The organism is Streptomyces sp. DH-12 (assembly GCF_002899455.1).
Classification (GTDB): domain Bacteria; phylum Actinomycetota; class Actinomycetes; order Streptomycetales; family Streptomycetaceae; genus Streptomyces.
This window is the reverse complement of the sequence record NZ_PPFB01000001.1, coordinates 3926750-3944166: the sequence shown is the minus strand read 5'-3', so window position 1 is coordinate 3944166 and position 17417 is coordinate 3926750. Positions and strand designations below refer to the sequence as shown.

The 17417-nt window shown below is 69.7% G+C and carries 11 protein-coding genes; 8 read left to right on the top strand and 3 right to left on the bottom strand.

The window, feature by feature from the left end:
* Positions 1–95: 95 nt before the first annotated feature.
* Both femX and C1708_RS16540 read left to right on the top strand, forming a co-directional pair.
* The gene (gene femX / locus C1708_RS16545) at positions 96–1217 is read left to right on the top strand and encodes a peptidoglycan bridge formation glycyltransferase FemX (protein WP_106413411.1); all 1122 of its coding nucleotides are present in this window, start codon (positions 96–98) and stop codon (positions 1215–1217) included.
* A gap of 101 nt (positions 1218–1318) precedes the next feature.
* Complete coding sequence (locus tag C1708_RS16540; protein WP_106413410.1) at positions 1319–2350, top strand: alanine racemase; 1032 nt, start codon at positions 1319–1321, stop codon at positions 2348–2350.
* A gap of 94 nt (positions 2351–2444) precedes the next feature.
* Here C1708_RS16540 and C1708_RS16535 read toward each other — a convergent pair whose 3' ends face one another.
* On the bottom strand, positions 2445–3953 hold the full coding sequence (locus tag C1708_RS16535; protein ID WP_106413409.1) for a glycosyltransferase family 87 protein: 1509 nt from the start codon (positions 3951–3953) through the stop codon (positions 2445–2447).
* 98 nt (positions 3954–4051) lie between these two features.
* Positions 4052–6658, bottom strand: coding sequence for a transglycosylase domain-containing protein (locus tag C1708_RS16530; protein WP_502696066.1), 2607 nt, complete (start codon positions 6656–6658; stop codon positions 4052–4054).
* 396 nt (positions 6659–7054) lie between these two features.
* Here C1708_RS16530 and C1708_RS16525 point away from each other — a divergent pair, with 396 nt between their 5' ends.
* The 4 genes from C1708_RS16525 (at position 7055) to C1708_RS16510 (ending at position 10814) form a co-directional block, all read left to right on the top strand.
* The gene (locus C1708_RS16525; protein ID WP_106413407.1) at positions 7055–7738 is read left to right on the top strand and encodes a PadR family transcriptional regulator; all 684 of its coding nucleotides are present in this window, start codon (positions 7055–7057) and stop codon (positions 7736–7738) included.
* A 43-nt stretch (positions 7739–7781) separates the two neighbouring features.
* Positions 7782–8864 (top strand): inositol-3-phosphate synthase, encoded by a 1083-nt coding sequence (locus C1708_RS16520; protein WP_106413406.1) that lies wholly within the window; start codon positions 7782–7784, stop codon positions 8862–8864.
* 79 nt (positions 8865–8943) lie between these two features.
* Positions 8944–10206: an MFS transporter gene (locus C1708_RS16515; RefSeq protein WP_106413405.1), complete on the top strand. Its 1263-nt coding sequence runs from the start codon at positions 8944–8946 to the stop codon at positions 10204–10206.
* Between the two features lie 122 nt (positions 10207–10328).
* A complete protein-coding gene (locus C1708_RS16510) occupies positions 10329–10814 on the top strand; it encodes an LppU/SCO3897 family protein (protein WP_106413404.1) in 486 nt (161 codons plus the stop codon).
* A gap of 94 nt (positions 10815–10908) precedes the next feature.
* Here the strand turns inward: C1708_RS16510 and C1708_RS16505 are convergent, their stop codons facing one another.
* On the bottom strand, positions 10909–12375 hold the full coding sequence (locus tag C1708_RS16505; protein WP_502696065.1) for a CCA tRNA nucleotidyltransferase: 1467 nt from the start codon (positions 12373–12375) through the stop codon (positions 10909–10911).
* Positions 12376–12573: 198 nt separating this feature from the next.
* Here C1708_RS16505 and C1708_RS16500 point away from each other — a divergent pair, with 198 nt between their 5' ends.
* Together C1708_RS16500 and murJ are read left to right on the top strand one after the other, a co-directional pair.
* Positions 12574–14973: a DUF6049 family protein gene (locus tag C1708_RS16500; RefSeq protein ID WP_106413402.1), complete on the top strand. Its 2400-nt coding sequence runs from the start codon at positions 12574–12576 to the stop codon at positions 14971–14973.
* A gap of 44 nt (positions 14974–15017) precedes the next feature.
* The gene (murJ, locus tag C1708_RS16495; RefSeq protein WP_106413401.1) at positions 15018–17399 is read left to right on the top strand and encodes a murein biosynthesis integral membrane protein MurJ; all 2382 of its coding nucleotides are present in this window, start codon (positions 15018–15020) and stop codon (positions 17397–17399) included.
* Positions 17400–17417: the final 18 nt, after the last annotated feature.

Sequence of the window (17417 nt, the reverse complement as noted above, 5' to 3'; positions counted from 1 at the left end):
CGCCCAACCGGGCCGCACCCGAGGCGCAGTAGGCTTCGCGCGAGAGCCGGAGCCCCTGAACCCATGGGGACACACCAGCCCGAGGAGCGCCCCGAATGAGCCTGACCCTGAGGACCATCAGTCGCGAGCAGCATCTGGCGTACATCCAGAGCCTGCCGTCGGCGAGCCACATGCAGGTCCCGGCCTGGGCAGACGTCAAGGCGGAGTGGCGCTCCGAGAACCTCGGCTGGTTCGACGACCGCACCGGCGAGATGGTCGGCGCCGGTCTGGTGCTCTACCGGCAGCTGCCCAAGATCAAGCGTTACCTCGCCTACCTGCCCGAGGGCCCGGTCATCAACTGGTTCGCGCCGAACCTCCAGGAGTGGATCGAGCCGATGCTCGCCCACCTGAAGCAGCAGGGCGCCTTCTCCGTGAAGATGGGCCCGCCGGTGATCATCCGGCGCTGGGAGGCCGCGACCATCAAGCGGGGCATCCAGGACCAGGACGTCAAGCGTCTGCGCGACCTGGAGGCCGACTTCATCGAGCCCCGCGCCTTCGAGGTCGCGGACAAGCTGCGCCGTATGGGCTGGCAGCAGGGCGAGGACGGCGGCGCCGGCTTCGGCGACGTCCAGCCGCGCTACGTCTACCAGGTGCCGCTGGCGAACCGCTCGCTCGAAGAGGTCCACAAGAACTTCAACCAGCTGTGGCGCCGCAACATCAAGAAGGCCGAGAAGGCCGGCGTCGAGGTCGTACAGGGCGGCTACGACGACCTGCCCGAGTGGCAGCGTCTGTACGAGATCACGGCCGTGCGCGACCGCTTCCGGCCGCGCCCGCTGTCGTACTTCCAGCGGATGTGGGCGGCCCTCAACACCGAGGACCCCAACCGCATGCGGCTGTACTTCGCGCGGCACAACGGCGTGAACCTGTCCGCGGCGACCATGCTGATCGTCGGCGGGCACGTCTGGTACTCCTACGGCGCCTCCGACAACATCGGCCGCGAGGTCCGTCCCTCCAACGCGATGCAGTGGCGGATGCTGCGCGACGCCTACGCGCTCGGCGCCACCGTCTACGACCTGCGCGGCATCTCCGACTCGCTGGACGAGACCGACCACCTCTTCGGTCTGATCCAGTTCAAGGTCGGCACCGGCGGCCAGGCGGCCGAGTATCTCGGCGAGTGGGACTTCCCGCTCAACAAGCTGCTCCACAAGGCGCTCGACATCTACATGTCGCGCCGCTGACCCGCGCTTCGCCGCGGTATGCGTCTTCGTAGCCCCGACGGCTTCGTCGCCTCCCATACCTTTGTTACACCGCAGCCACGAGAAAGGTTCCAGGTCCGGCCATGGCGCTCACGCTCTACGTCGACACCGCGCGCTGGCGGGCGCATCACAAGCACGTGCAGGAGCAGTTCCCGGGGCTCGTCCCGGTCTGCAAGGGCAACGGCTACGGCTTCGGCCACGAGCGGCTCGCCGAGGAGGCCACCCGGCTGGGCACGGACGTCCTGGCCGTCGGCACGACGTACGAGGCCGCGCGGATCAAGGACTGGTTCGGCGGTGACCTGCTGGTGCTGACGCCGTACCGGCGCGGCGAGGAGCCCGTGCCGCTGCCCGACCGGGTCATCCGCTCGGTGTCGTCGGTCGACGGCGTGTACGGCCTGGTCGGTGCCCGCGTCGTCATCGAGGTCATGTCCTCGATGAAGCGGCACGGCATCAGCGAGCAGGACCTGCCCCAGCTGCACGCCGCGATAGAGAACGTCCGGCTGGAGGGCTTCGCCCTCCACCTCCCGCTGGACCGCACCGACGGGTCCGACGCCGTCGAGGAGGTCATCGGCTGGATGGACCGTCTGCGGGCGGCCCGTCTGCCGCTGCACACGATGTTCGTCAGCCACCTCAAGGCCGACGAGCTCGCCCGCCTCCAGCAGCAGTTCCCGCAGACCCGTTTCCGCGCCCGGATCGGCACCCGGCTCTGGCTCGGGGACCACGAGGCGACCGAGTACCGCGGCGCGGTCCTGGACGTCACGCGCGTCGTCAAGGGCGACCGGTTCGGCTATCGGCAGCAGAAGGCCGCCTCCGACGGCTTCCTGGTGGTCGTGGCGGGCGGGACGTCCCACGGGGTGGGTCTGGAGGCCCCCAAGGCCCTGCACGGCGTCATGCCGCGCGCCAAGGGCGTCGCCCGGGCCGGCCTCGCGACCGTCAACCGGAATCTCTCGCCGTTCGTGTGGGCGGGCAAGCAGCGCTGGTTCGCCGAGCCGCCGCACATGCAGGTGTCCATCCTGTTCGTGCCGGCCGACGCCCCGGAGCCCAAGGTCGGCGAGGAACTGGTGGCCCATCTGCGGCACACCACCACGCAGTTCGACCGGCTCGTCGACCGCTGAGACAACGCCGGGACCACGCGAAGGGCCGTGCACGGATTTCCGTGCACGGCCCTTCGCGTGGTCCCGGGACGACCGCCCGACGGCGGCGGTTCGCTCAGAGCGAACCTCCCTGGGCCTCTGTTCCGCCCCAGTCGACCTGGGGCCCCTCGGAGTGGGCCGCGTGCCGCGCGGGACGCGCCGCGGGGCCGAGCACGAAGACGTCCTCGGCGCCGTCCAGAACGCCCCCCGAGGGGTCGTCACCGCCGGAGCGGCGCACCGGGTCCCGATCCGGCATCAGGATGTCGCGGACGATCATGACGCAGAGGTAGAGCGTCCCCGCCAGGTGCACGCCGACGGCCCAGTGGTAGCCGTCGGTGGGCAGCCCCTTGTGGGCGTCCCCGCTGGTCGTGTACGCGAGGTACATCCAGATGCCCAGGAAGTACGCCACCTCGCAGGCCTGCCAGATCAGGAAGTCCCGCCACTTGGGCCGGGCGAGCGCCGCGAGCGGCACCAGCCACAGCACGTACTGCGGCGAGTAGACCTTGTTGGTGAGGATGAACGCCGCGACGATCAGGAAGGCCAGTTGGGCGAAGCGCGGCCGGCGCGGAGCCGTGAGCGTCAGGGCCGCCACGCCCGCGCAGCACAGCAGCATCAGCAGTGTCGCGAGGGTGTTGACCGTCTCGGTGGCGAGCGGGTCGTCCGAGTTCTGGGCCAGGATCAGCCAGAACGAACCGAAGTCGACGCCGCGTTCCTGGCTGAACGTGTAGAACTTCGACCAGCCGTCGAAGGCGAACAGCATCACCGGCCCGTTCACGACGATCCAGGCGACGGCGGCCCCGGCGAGCGCCGTGCCGTACTGCCGCCACCGGCCCGCGCGCCAGCACAGCACGAGCAGCGGCCCGAGGAGCAGCGCGGGATAGAGCTTGGCGGCCGTGGCGAGGCCCAGCAGGACACCGAAGGCGAGGGCACGCCCCCGCGACCACATCAGCATCGCGGCGGCCGTCAGAGCGACCGCCAGCAGGTCCCAGTTGATGGTGGCGGTCAGCGCGAAGGCCGGGGCGAGGGCGACGAGCAGGCCGTCCCAGGGACGCCGCGCGTGGGTGCGCGTCACGCACACGGCGATGACGGCCGCGCACGCCATGAGCATCCCGGCGTTGACCATCCAGTACCACTGTGCCTGGTCCTGGATGCTGCCGCTGCCCGGGGTGAGCCAGGCGGCCACCTCCATGAACACGCCCGTCAGCACCGGGTACTCGAGGTACTCCATGTCCCCGGGGAGCCGGTCGAAGTACGGCACCAGCCCGTCGGCGAAGCCACGCCCCTGGTACAGGTGCGGGATGTCCGAGTAGCAGGCGTGCGTGTACTGCGAACTGGCACCGAAGAACCAGGCTCCGTTGTAACAAGGCGCCTTCTGCATCAGTCCGAGCGCGAACACGCCGATCGCCACGAGCGCGATCACCCGCACCGGGGTCCACCAGGATCTGCCGAGCAGGGCACGCCGACCGATCGGTCCCCCGATCAGCTCGCTGCCGGCCGCCGCGACCCGGTCCTCCTCCGTCGGCCGCACCGGGTCCGGCTCGTGGACGCTCGCTTGCGTCGTTTTTCCACTGGGCATGCCGCACATCCTGCCGTACCTGCCCGGTGATACGGCGAGGGCCGCCGTACCCGTCGGGTACGGCGGCCCCTGTTTCACGTGAAACACCCCTACAGGGCGGGAACGGCTCAGCCGTCGGTGCCTCCGAGGAAGCCGCCGCCGTTGTCGCCGCCCCTGGACCCGCCGGGGTCCTCGGACTCGGAGGGGTCGGGCGACGTGGTCACGCCTCCGTCGGTGCCTCCGTTGTCACCGCCACCGTTCTCGGTCCCGCCGTCCTCTTCCTCCTCGTCCCGGCAACGGAAGTCGAACGGCCCGCAGGTCTCTGTCTCCGTGGGCGACGGCGAAGTGGTCACCGTCTCCGTGGGCGTCGGAGTCGCCGACGGCGTCGTCTCCTCGGTCTCCGTGACGGTCGGGGTGGGCGACGGGGCGCCGACGCCGTCGGCGACCTCACCGATCTTCTCGGCCTTGGGGAATCCGGGGTCGGGCTCGCCCTTCAGCGCGATCTTCATGAACTCGGTCCACACCTCGGTGGGGATGTCACCACCGTGGATCGAGTCCTTGCCCGCCGTGCCGTTCATGGAGAGCAGCTTGTGGCTCTTGGGGTCCTCACGGAACATCGCGACCGCGGTCGACAACTGCTGGGTGTAGCCGACGAACCAGGCCGACTTGTTCTCGTCCGTGGTACCCGTCTTGCCGGCCGCCCGCCGCCCCAGCTCCTTGGCGTACTGGGCCGTACCGTTCTCGATCACGTTCTCGAGCACGTCGGTGACGTTGTTCGCCACGTTCTCGGGCATCGCCTGCTCCACCCGCGGCTTCTCGAAGCCGGGGAGCTCCGAGCCCTGGTGCTTGACCATGGTCACCGAGTACGGGTCGGCCTGCTTGCCGGACGCAGCGAACGTCGCGTACGCGTCCGCCATGCGGATCGCGCTGGGCGTGGACGTACCGAGCGCGAACGAGGCGTTCAGTCCGGCGAAGCTGTCCTTGAGGATGCCGGACTTCTCGGCGACGTCCGCCACCTTCTTCATCCCCACGTCCATGCCGAGCTGCACGAACGGAGTGTTGACCGACTGCTCCATCGCCTTCCTGAGGCTGATGTAGCCCCACGGGTGGTCGCTCTCGTTCTTCTGGAGGAACGGCGTGTTGTCCTTCTTGAGGACGTAGGAGCCGTCGTTGTTCAGAATCTTCAGCTTGTCGTTGCCGTTGTACTTGCTGGCCGGTGAGACGCCCACACCGTTGGTCTTGTACGTGCCGTGCTGCATCGCGGCGGCGAGCACGAAGGGCTTCCACGTCGAACCGACGGGGACGCCCTGGGTGTCGGCGTTGTTGTTGAAGTGGCCGTTCTCGAAGCCGGCGCCGCCGTACAGGGCGACGATCGCGCCGTCCTCGGGCTTCACCGTGGCCGCGCCGAACTGGACGTGCTGGTCCTTCTCGCGCTTCGGGTCGATGTTCTCCTTCTCGACCTTCCGCACCGCCTTGGCCAGCGCATCGACCTTGGACTTCTCGAAGGTCGTGTAGATCTGGTAGCCGCCCTGGTCGAACTGCGCCTCCGTGAGGTCGGAGTTCTTCAGGACGTACCGCTTCGCGGTGTCGACCAGGTAGCTGATCTGGCCGGTCATGCCCTTGATCGCCTTGCGGCCCTGGGGCATGGGGTACTTCTTGATCGCCTGCTGGTACTCCGCGGTGGAGAGGCGTTCGTCGGTGTGCATCTGCTCGAGGATCCAGGCCCAGCGCTCCTCGGAACGCTCGCGGTTCGCCTCGGGCGTGGCCGAGCTGTCGATGCTCTGGTTGCCGGCCGGGTCGTAGTACGTCGGACCCTTGAGCAGGGCCGCGAGGAAGGCGCACTCGCTCGGTGTGAGGTCGACCGCGTCCTTGCCGTAGTACGTCTGGGCAGCGGCCTGGATTCCGTAGGCGCCACGCCCGTAGTAGGAGGTGTTCAGGTAGCCCTGGAGGATCTCGTCCTTGGAGAGCTTGGCGCCCACCTTGATCGAGATGAACATCTCCTTGAACTTCCGGGAGAGCGTCTGTTCCTGGGACAGGTAGTTGTTCTTCACGAACTGCTGGGTGATCGTCGAACCACCCTGGGTGTCACCGCCGCGCGCCATGTTGCCGAGCGCACGGGCGATGCCCATGGGGTCGATGCCCGAGTCGGTGTAGAAGCTCTTGTTCTCGGCCGAGATCACCGCCCAGCGCATGGCCTCGGGGATCCGGTCGAGGGTGACGTTCTGCCGGTTCTGGCCGCTGCCCGTGGCGACCATCTGACTGCCGTCCGCCCAGTAGTAGACATTGTTCTCGGACAACGCCATGGCGTTCTCCTCGCTGGGGACGCTCACCATCGCGTACCCGATCCCCGCTACGGCGACGAGACTGCCGAAGAAGGCGAGGCACAGGCCGGACACGAACTTCCAGGACGGCATCCAGCGGCGCCAGCCGTCCTTGTCGTGGCGCGGATAGTCGATGACTCTCTTCTTGGCCGGAGGGGCCGCGCGTCCGCGTCCGGGCCCGGCGGCGCGGCGGGACCCTCCCCGCTGTGCCGCACGCCGCGCCTCGGCACGACTGCCGTACGGGCGGGCCTCACCCCCCGCGTCGCGGGCGCCCGACCCGTAGGCATCGGACGCAGATCCGGTGGCGCCTCGCGGTGCCGCTCGGCGGCCGGAGGACGAGCCGGACTGGCCGCGTCGGGCCGCGGCACGTCCGCCTCCCTGCGGCTGCGGCGGTTTGCGACGGTGCTCGCTCATCGAACGACTACTCCTCGGGCAGGCGCACCTCTGCGCGCCTGGAAACGGCGGCTGGTTTCCGGTCCCCCTGAAGTACGGGTGCGGCGCTCGGCGCATTCACCCGTACCGCACCGGGGACAGGGACGCCCCCAGTCGTCACTCGGTTCCCGGTGGTCTGCATGGCGCACAGACTACGCACCGCCAAAACCCACCGGGCCCAGAAGTTCACCTCAAATCAGGCAACTTGCTCGCAACGAAACGGTGATGTGATCCCGTTCACCCTCCCCCCTCTTGTCGCCCCCGGAAGGTCGTTCTATCGTCGTGATGTATCGAGTCGATACATCAGCTCGACATAAAGGCGGCTCCGAGCCGCACACGAGTCCGTCGCGGCGCGACCGGGGCAGAGGGGAGGCGACGATGAGCCGGCGTTCCGGAATCCTCGAGTTCGCCGTACTCGGCCTGCTCCGCGAGGCGCCGATGCACGGGTACGAGCTGCGTAAACGACTCAATACGTCACTGGGTGTGTTCCGTGCGTTCAGTTACGGGACGCTCTATCCCTGCCTCAAGACGCTGGTCGCCAACGGCTGGTTGATCGAGGAGCCGGGGAACACCACCGAGGACGCCCTCGCCGCTCCGCTGACGGGACGCCGCGCCAAGATCGTCTACCGGCTGACCGCGGAGGGCAAGGAGCACTTCGAGCAGCTGCTCGCCCAGACGGGACCGGACGCGTACGAGGACGAGACGTTCGCCGCTCGGTTCGCCTTCTTCGGGCAGACGTCGCGCGACGTCCGCATGCGCGTGCTGGAAGGCCGCCGCAGCCGGCTGGAGGAGCGCCTCGAGAAGATGCGTGCCTCCTTTGCCCGGACCCGGGAGCGCCTCGACGACTACACGCTTGAGCTCCAGCGCCACGGGATGGAGTCCGTGGAGCGCGAAGTGCGCTGGCTGAACGAGCTCATCGAGAGCGAGCGGGCCGGCCGGGACCTCAAGGGGTCCGCCGCCGGGGGGCCCGCTCAGCAGGACACCACATCTGGAGCGACGGGCGACCTGCCCCGGCCCGGGGACGACCCCCGGCCGGATACGCCCGGCGACACCGCCACGTGAGAGCCCGCAGGGGCCTCACTCGTACACACAGGGAGCAACCGGAATGGGTTCGGTTCGCGTAGCCATCGTCGGCGTGGGCAACTGCGCCGCATCGCTGGTGCAGGGAGTCGAGTACTACAAGGACGCCGACCCGGCGTCCAAGGTGCCGGGCCTGATGCACGTCCAGTTCGGCGACTACCACGTCGGTGACGTCGAATTCGTCGCCGCCTTCGACGTGGACGCCAAGAAGGTCGGTCTCGACCTCGCGGACGCCATCGGCGCCTCCGAGAACAACACCATCAAGATCTGCGACGTTCCCCGCACCGGCGTGACGGTCCAGCGCGGCCACACGCTCGACGGTCTCGGCAAGTACTACCGCGAGACCATCGAGGAGTCCGCCGAGGAGCCCGTCGACGTCGTGCAGGTCCTCAAGGACAAGCAGGTCGACGTCCTCGTCTGCTACCTGCCCGTCGGCTCCGAGGACGCGGCGAAGTTCTACGCCCAGTGCGCCATCGACGCCAAGGTCGCCTTCGTCAACGCCCTTCCGGTCTTCATCGCCGGCACCAAGGAGTGGGCGGACAAGTTCACCGAGGCGGGCGTCCCCATCGTCGGCGACGACATCAAGTCGCAGGTCGGCGCCACCATCACGCACCGCGTCATGGCGAAGCTGTTCGAGGACCGGGGTGTCGTCCTGGACCGCACGATGCAGCTGAACGTCGGCGGCAACATGGACTTCAAGAACATGCTCGAGCGCGACCGCCTCGAGTCGAAGAAGATCTCGAAGACCCAGGCCGTCACCTCGCAGATCCCCGACCGGGAGCTCGGCGAGAAGAACGTCCACATCGGCCCGTCCGACTACGTCGCCTGGCTGGACGACCGCAAGTGGGCCTACGTCCGCCTCGAGGGCCGCGCGTTCGGTGACGTCCCGCTGAACCTGGAGTACAAGCTCGAGGTCTGGGACTCCCCGAACTCCGCCGGTGTCATCATCGACGCCCTGCGCGCCGCGAAGATCGCCAAGGACCGGGGCGTCGGCGGCCCCATCCTGTCGGCCTCCTCGTACTTCATGAAGTCGCCGCCGGTGCAGTACTTCGACGACCAGGCCCGTGAGAACGTCGAGAAGTTCATCAAGGGCGAGGTCGAGCGCTAGAAGCGCGACCACAGCGGGCAGTCGGGGGTCTCCGGGTCGTGTGTCCCGGAGACCCCCGTCGTATGTGAGGCTGTGCCCCATGGCTGTCGTCCGTGACCTGCGCGTTCTGTTGCGCTTCCAGGGCTTCCGGCGCCTGCTCGCCGTCCGGCTGCTCTCCCAGGGCGCCGACGGGGTCTTCCAGGTCGCGCTCGCCGCCTACGTCGTCTTCTCCCCGGAACGGCAGACCTCGGCCGCGGCCATCGCCTCGGCGATGGCCGTCCTGCTCCTGCCCTACTCCGCCGTCGGCCCCTTCGCCGGCGTCCTGCTGGACCGCTGGTGCCGCCGCCAGGTCTTCCTCCACGGCAATCTGCTGCGCGCCCTGATGGCGTCGGTGACCGCCGTCCTGATCCTCGTCCGGGTCCCCGACTGGCTCCTGTTCGTGGCCGCGCTGTGCGTCACCGGCGTCAACCGCTTCGTCCTCGCCGGACTCTCCGCCGCGCTGCCCCGTGTGGTGGACACCGAGCGGCTGGTCATCGCCAACTCCCTCTCCCCGACCGCCGGGACGCTCGCCGCGACCGCGGGCGGCGGCCTGGCCTTCGTGGTCCGGCTGGTCGTCTCCGACTCGGACGCGGCCGTCGTGCTCGTGGGCGCCGTCCTCTACCTGTGCGCGGCACTGGCGGCCCTGCGCATCGCCAGGGAACTGCTCGGCCCGGACCGCGCTCCGGTGCGTCCCCGGCTGGGCACGGCTCTCTCCGGCACGGTCGGCGGCCTGGCCGCGGGCGTACGTCATCTCGCGGCCCCAGCGCGCAGGGACGCCGCCTGGGCGCTCACGGCGATGTTCCTCATGCGCTTCTGCTACGGCGGAATGCTCGTCATGCTGCTGATGCTGTGCCGGTACCACCTGACGTCGACCACGGACGAGGGACTCGCCCTGCTGGGGCTGGCGTTGGGGGTGTCCGGCGCCGGTTTCTTCGCCGCGGCCGTGCTGACGCCGTGGGCCGCGGGGCGGGTGGGGCCCGGTCGCTGGATCGTGCTGTGCGCCGCTGCGGCGGCCGTGCTGGAGCCGGCGTTCGGCCTGCCCTTCGCCTCCGGCCCGCTGCTGGCGGGGGCGTTCGTCCTCGGCCTGAGCACCCAGGGAGCGAAGATCGCCACGGACACCATCGTCCAGGCCTCCGTGCACGACGATTATCGTGGCCGGATCTTCTCGGTCTACGACGTGCTGTTCAACGTGGCGTTCGTCGGCGCTGCGGCCGTTGCCGCCCTGGTGCTCCCTTCGGACGGTCGTTCGGTCACACTGGTGGTAACAATTGCCGTTACCTACGGAGCGGTTGCGGTGACTATGGCCCGTTTTGGACGCCAGTAAGTGTCACATCAGTGCCACAGAGCCATATCTCGCTACGGAGTTGTCGGTGGGGACCGATAGCTTACGTGGGTCTTACCGACGCGACTTTCGCGTCACATGCCTACGTATAGGGGGACCCCCAAGTGACCACTCCGCCGCCCCAGGGCAACCCGTTCGCCCAGGGCCAGCAGCAGCCCTACGGCCAGCCCCAGGGCCAGCCCCCCTTCCCGCAGCAGGCCGGCCAGCCCGGCTTCCCGCCGCCGGGAGCTCCGGTGCCCCCGCAGCAGCAGGGTCGCAAGATCAGCTTCAAGATGATCAAGAACATCGTGATCGTGCTGATCGTCGCGGGTGTGGCCATCGGCGGGTGGATCGCGAGCCGCGACGACGCCAGCGCGGCCGCCGTGGGCGACTGCATGCACCGGGGCAGCACGGACGACAACGACCCGGACCTCGAGGTCGTCGACTGCGGTGACGCGAAGGCGCAGTACACGGTGCTGGCCAAGGTCGAGGGCGACTTCTCCGGCCTGACGGCGCAGAGCAAGTGCGAGGCAGCCGCCAAGGACTTCGAGTACGTCTACACGGAGACCAACGGCAGCAAGAGCTTCCTGCTCTGCCTGAAGGACAAGTAAGACGACACTGAGGGGTGGTGTTTCACGTGAAACACCACCCCTCAGTTCGTGTGCGGGGGCATGTTTCACGTGAAACATGCCCCCGCTCTCGTTGTCAGCCCTGCTGCTCGGCCCACCACTCCTGGAGAGCCTTCACGGCCTCGTCGTGTTCCATGGGGCCGTTCTCCAGCCGGAGCTCCAGCAGGTGTTTGTAGGCCTTCCCGACCGCCGGCCCCGGCTTGACGCCCAGGATCTCCATGATCTGGTTGCCGTCGAGGTCCGGTCGGATGGAGTCCAGCTCCTCCTTCTCCTGAAGCTGGACGATGCGCTCCTCCAGCCCGTCGTACGCACGGGCGAGCGCGGCGGCCTTGCGCCGGTTCCGCGTGGTGCAGTCCGAGCGGGTCAGCTTGTGGAGCCGGCCGAGGAGCGGCCCCGCGTCGCGGACGTAGCGGCGGACCGCGGAGTCCGTCCACTCTCCCGTGCCGTAGCCGTGGAACCGCAGGTGCAGCTCGACGAGCCGGGAGACGTCCTTCACCAGTTCGTTGGAGTACTTCAGGGCGGTCATGCGCTTCTTGGTCATCTTCGCCCCGACCACTTCGTGGTGATGGAAGGAGACGCGGCCGTCCTTCTCGAAGCGGCGTGTGCGGGGCTTGCCGATGTCGTGCAGCAGGGCGGCGAGGCGAAGGGTCAGGTCGGGACCGTCCTCCTCCAGGGCCATCGCCTGCTCCAGCACGGTCAAGGTGTGCTCGTAGACGTCCTTGTGCCGGTGGTGCTCGTCGCGCTCCAGGTGCAGGGCCGGCAGCTCCGGCAGCACGTACGAGGCGATCCCGGTGTCCACGAGCAGGGTGAGGCCCTTGCGGGGGTGCGCGGAAAGGATCAGCTTGTTCAGCTCGTCCCGCACCCGCTCGGCAGAGACGATCTCGATGCGTCCCGCCATCTCCTTCATCGCCGTGACGACCTCGGGGGCCACCTCGAAGTCGAGCTGAGCGGCGAAGCGCGCCGCCCGCATCATCCGCAGCGGATCGTCGGAGAAGGACTCCTCGGGCGTCCCCGGCGTACGCAGCACCCGCTCGGCGAGGTCCCGCAGACCGCCGTGCGGATCGATGAACCTCTTCTCGGGGAGGGCGACGGCCATCGCGTTGACGGTGAAGTCACGGCGGACGAGGTCGTCCTCGATGGAGTCGCCGTAGGACACCTCCGGCTTGCGCGACGTGCGGTCGTACGCCTCGGACCGGTAGGTGGTCACCTCGATCTGGAAGCTCCGCTCGGTGTCCCCGACGCGCGCCTCCTTCTGGGCGCCGACCGTCCCGAAGGCGATCCCGACGTCCCAGACGGCGTCCGCCCAGGGACGCATGATCTTCAGGATGTCCTGCGGGCGGGCGTCGGTCGTGAAGTCCAGATCGTTGCCGAGGCGGCCGAGCAGCGCGTCCCGCACCGAGCCGCCGACCAGGGCGAGTGAGAACCCCGCCTCCTGGAAACGGCGGGCTAGGTCGTCGGCGACAGGGGCGACCCGCAGCAGTTCACTCACGGCGCGGTCCTGCACCTGGCTCAGGGCACTGGTTGCTTCGTTGGCGTTCGGCACAACAGAAGAGGGTACGTGGCCCGCACGGCCCGGAGCGCCCGGAAAAAGGCGCGCGGACGGACACCTGTGGCGATCATGGACAAGGCGCGCACCGCTCGATCTTGAGCACCGGTCCGCGGCACTTCCCCTTCTCGCACCTCGTTACCATGCCTGGACGCACATTCCGACGACCACTGACGACAAGGGACGGGCGAGCGCGTGGCCGAGGCGGCAGACTTCCAGGGGACCAGTCCCTCACCTGCCCGCCGCTGGCTGCGGCGCTCCGGTGCCCTGCTCGCCGGGACGCCCCTCCTGGCCGGGCTCGTCCAGCTGTCCGCCGCGCCCTCCGCGGAAGCCGCCGCCCCGGCCGTGCCGCGGGCCGCCTCCGACGACGGATCGGTGGCCGTCTCCGTCGACTCCCTCACGCCCAGCGCCCCCGCCGAGGGCGACACCGTCACCGTCTCCGGGACGGTGACCAACAAGGGCAAGCGGGCCGTCACCGACGCCTCCGTCGGTCTCCGGGTGGGGCCACTGCTCAACACCCGCTCCAGCATCGACACGCTCGCCAAGAACTCCGGTGACATCGACGGCCCCCTCGGAGCGGAGATCGACGACAAGTACACCGAGAAGTTCTCCAAGCTCACCCCCGGGGTCTCGCAGCCCTACACGATCTCCGTGCCGACGGACGAACTGGACCTCGGTCAGGACGGCGTCTACGAGCTGTCCGTCACCCTCTCCGGCGAGACGTCCGACCAGCCGTGGGAGCAGACGCTCGGCGTCCGCCACACGTTCCTGCCGTGGCAGCCCGAGGCAGCGGACACCAAGACGAAGACGACGTTCATGTGGCCGCTGATCTCCTCCGTCCACATGACGGCGGAGACCGGCTCGGACGAGGAACAGACGCCCGTCTTCCACGACGACGAGCTCGCCGAGGAGATCTCCCCGGGCGGCCGTCTCGACCGGATGGTGGCCCTCGGACGGGACCTCGACGTCACCTGGGTGATCGACCCGGACCTGCTCGCCTCCGTCGAGGCGATGACCACCCGGTACGAGATCCCCGGTGAGAACGCGGACGACAAGAACGTCGTCGGCGGCCACCAGGCGGTCGCCAAGCGCTGGCTCACCGAGGTGCAGAAGGCGGTGGAGGACAAGGAGGTCGTCGCGCTGCCGTTCGGCGACCCCGACCTCGCCTCCCTGGCCCACCACGGCACGTCGGTCACCGGCTCGCTGCGCCACCTCAAGGAGGCCACCGACGTCGCCGCCGGCACCGTCGAGTCGATCCTGCACGTCAAGCCCAGCACGGACTTCGCCTGGCCCGTCGAGGGCGCCGTGGACCCCGCCATCGTCAAGGTCTCGACCTCGGCCGGCGCCGACAAGGTGATCACCCGTGGCGACACCTTCGAAGGGGGCCGCGACCTGACCTACACGCCCACCGCACCCCGGCCCATCGGCGGCGGCACCACGGCCGTGGTCGCGGACGCACGGCTGTCCACCGCCTTCGACGGCGACATGACCAGGGCCTCCGCCTCCACCCAGGCGGTGCAGCGCTTCCTGGCTCAGAGCCTCACCCTCGCCCTGCAGACGGACCGACCGCGCAGCGTCGTGGTCGCCCCGCAGCGCACCCCGTCCGCCGCCCAGGCCCAGACCATGGCCGAGGTCATCGGCGTCCTCCAGGGCAGCACCTGGTCGGAGCCGCAGGACCTCACGACGGCCGCGAAGTCCAAGCCGGACCCGGCCGCCGGCACCGACGTGCCCCCGGCGTCCGCGTACCCGAAGTCGCTGCGCAAGCAGGAGCTCCCGCGGTCGGCCTTCGAGCAGATCGCCAGGACGCAGGACAAGCTCGACCGCTTCAAAGTGATCCTCTCCGACCAGTCCCGCGTGGTGACGCCGTTCGGGCGCGCCCTGAACCGGGGCATGGCGGCGTCGTGGCGCGGCCGGCCGGCCGAGGCGGCGATCTACCGCAGCGGCGTCGAGACGTACCTGGACACGCTGAGCAGCCAGGTCCGGCTGATCGAGAAGTCGGAGACCAAGCTCTCCGGCCGCAGCGCCACGATTCCCGTGACGGTCCAGAACAACCTGGTGCAGGGCGTCGAGCACCTGGTGCTGCGGCTCACCTCCACCAGCCCGACCCGCCTGGAGATCGACGGCAACGCCTACGAGGAGCAGCCCGTCACCGTCTCCGGCGGCCACAGCCAGTCGGTGAAGTTCACCACGAACGCCAACGCCAACGGCCGGGCCACCCTGGTCGCCCAGCTCTATACGCAGGACGGCCGGCCCTACGGCCAGCCCGTCACGTTCGACGTGAAGGTGACCGAGATCACCGCGACGGTGATGCTGGTCATCGGCGGCGGCGTGCTGCTGCTCGTCCTGGCCGGCTTCCGGATGTACACCCAGCGCAAGCGCGCCGCGGCCCGCGAGGCCGAGGAGTGGGAACCGGAGACCACGGCGGACGCGGACGCCGGCGGCCCGAAGAACCCCGAAGCCTCCGAGAGGCGTCCCACCCAGGAGTCCGCGCCGGACACCCGGAAGGGCGGCCCGGAGCAGCCGAGTGACCCGGCCCCGGACACCGCACCGGAAAGCGCCGACCCGTCCGGCACGGGTGAGAGAGTGGACCGTTGAGGAAGTCGTGGCCGGTCGGCCCGGGACGATGAGGTGGGGTAACCATGAACGCGCCGTACGACGGTGACCGCGGCAACGCCGCGGCCAACTCGGGCCATCCCGAGTCGGACCCCGCCGGGGGTCCGCCGCCCGGGCACGACCAGGCGTCACAGCCACCCGCCGACATGTACGTCCAGGACGCCTACGTCCAGGACGCCTACGCCCAGGACCCCTACCGGGCGCAGGACATCGACGCCCAGGACCCGGTCGCGGAAGCGCTCTACGACCGGTCGGCGCACCCGCCGCCCCCGCCCGGCGCGCACCACCCGCAGCAGCCCCTGTACGGGCAGCCGCCCCAGTCTCCGTACGCGCCCGACCCCCGGGTGTGGGCCCGGACACCCGCTCCGGAGCCGGACGGACCCACCCAGCACCTGCCGTACGGCGACGACCCGCGCACCACGCAGTACGTCGGCGTGGACGACCTCGTCGGCCAGGCCGGGGAACAGCGCCACGAACCGGACGCCTTCGCGCACCTCTTCCGCGACCAGCAGCAGGGCGGCGCCTTCCCCGACCAGCACGGCGGGTACGCCCAGCGGTCCCAGGGCGACGCCTTCCCCCACCACTACGGCGGGTACGCCCAGGGGCCCCAGGGCGGCGCCCAGCCCGGGCAGCCGACGGGCGAACCGCAGCAGTACGCCTCCGCGCCGGTGCCCGGCCCCGCGTCCCCCACGCCCGGTCACTACGCGGGCGCCACTCCGCCGCCCGCCGCGGAGCCGGCTGCCCCGGAACCCGCGCCCGCGCCCACGCCGAAGAAGGGCGGTCGCGCAGGCGGTCTGCTGAAGTCCAGCGCCGTGATGGCGGCGGGGACGATGGTCTCCCGTCTCACCGGTTTCGTCCGGTCCGCGCTGATCGTGTCGGCCCTGGGCCTCGGCCTGCTCGGCGACTCCTTCCAGGTCGCCTACCAACTGCCGACGATGATCTACATCCTGACCGTCGGCGGCGGCCTCAACTCCGTCTTCGTGCCGCAGCTCGTGCGCGCCATGAAGGACGACGAGGACGGCGGCGAGGCGTACGCCAACCGGCTGCTGACGCTGGTGATGGTGGCGCTGGCGGTGCTCACCGCGCTCGCCTGGCTGGCCGCCCCGCTGCTGGTGCGCGCGCTGTCGAACCCCGTCGCCTCGGATCCCGCGGCCAACGAGGTCGCCGTCACCTTCACGCGCTACTTCCTGCCCTCGATCTTCTTCATGGGCGTCCACGTGGTGATGGGTCAGATCCTCAACGCGCGCGGCCGGTTCGGCGCGATGATGTGGACCCCGGTCCTGAACAACATCGTCATCATCGTCACGCTCGGCACGTTCATCTGGGTCTACGGCACCGCCGCGGACTCGAAGATGCAGGTCTCGAACATCCCGCCGGAGGGTCTGCGGCTCCTCGGCATCGGCGTGCTGCTGGGTCTCGTCGTACAGGCCCTCGCGATGATCCCGTATCTGCGGGAGACCGGCTTCCGCATGCGGCTGCGCTTCGACTGGAAGGGCCACGGTCTCGGCAAGGCGGCGATGCTCGCCAAGTGGACCATCCTCTTCGTCCTCGCCAACCAGGCGGGCGCGCTGGTCGTCACCCAGCTCTCCACCGCCGCGGGCCTGGACTCGGACGTCGAGGGCACCGGCTTCGCCGCCTACGCCAACGCCCAGCTGATCTGGGGCCTGCCGCAGGCCATCATCACGGTCTCCCTGATGGCCGCGCTGCTGCCCCGCATCTCCCGCTCGGCGGCCGAGGAGGACGGGGGCGCCGTCCGGGACGACATCTCCCAGGGCCTGCGCACCACCGCCGTCGCGATCGTGCCCATCGCCTTCGGCTTCGTCGCGCTCGGCATTCCGATGTGCACCCTGATCTTCGGGTCCTCGGGCACCAGCGCGGCCACCAACATGGGGTACATGCTGATGGCCTTCGGCCTCGGCCTGATCCCCTACTCCGTGCAGTACGTCGTCCTGCGTGCCTTCTACGCCTACGAGGACACCCGGACCCCCTTCTACAACACGGTCATCGTGGCCGCCGCGAACGCGGTCGCCTCCGGCCTCTGCTTCCTGGTGCTGCCGGCCCGCTGGGCCGTGGTCGGCATGGCCGCCTCGTACGGCGTCGCCTACGCCCTCGGGGTCGGCGTCGCCTGGCGCCGGCTGCGCAAGCGGCTGGGCGGCGACCTGGACGGCGCCCGGGTGCTGCGGACCTACGCCCGCCTGTGCATCGCCTCCGTCCCGGCCGCCCTGCTCAGCGGCGCGGCCTGTTACGGCATCAGCGAGGCCCTGGGCCAGGAGGTCCTCGGTTCGTTCGCCGCGCTGCTGGGCGGCGGGGCCGTCCTGCTGGGCGTCTTCTACGTAGCCGCGCGCCGGATGCGTATCGAGGAGGTCAACTCGCTGGTCGGTATGGTGCGCGGACGCCTGGGACGCTGAGACAAGGGGTAGGCGCAC